The organism is Aquabacterium sp. A08 (genome assembly GCF_011742065.1).
In genome coordinates, this window is sequence record NZ_JAAQQT010000489.1 from 1 (window position 1) to 382 (window position 382).

At 73.3% G+C, this 382-nt stretch carries 1 protein-coding gene; it reads left to right on the top strand.

Annotated features, from left to right (window positions below; all coding sequences use genetic code 11):
* Positions 1 to 126: 16S rRNA (uracil(1498)-N(3))-methyltransferase (locus HA630_RS02790; RefSeq protein ID WP_166832241.1), on the top strand; the 126-nt coding region annotated here is incomplete at its 5' end.
* Positions 127 to 382: the final 256 nt, after the last annotated feature.

The window sequence follows — 382 nt, forward strand, 5'->3', positions numbered from 1 at the left end:
TCGCCCGCCGAAGAACAGCGCCTGCTGGGCCAGGGCTGGGCGCCGGTCGGCCTGGGGCCCCGCGTGCTGCGGGCCGAAACGGCGGCGGTGGCCGCCCTGGCGCTGCTGGTGCTCGGCCCGGCCTGACCCAACGGCAGCGCGCGCGGTAGGCACCAGGTGGGGCTGCCGGTCATTGGGGCCTACAGCCATTACCTGCTGCGCGGTCTGCTGATGGGCAGCAAGACCAACGGCCTGCTGCGCGCCGCGCCGGTGCCGACGCTGCTGTTGCGCTGAAGGCGCGCAGGATTACTTCCAGCGCACCGGCTCCAGCGCCACGCTGCCCTTGTCGCTGCTCAGCGTCAGCACGCCGTCGTGCAGCGTGGCCTGCAGCTGCATGCTGCGT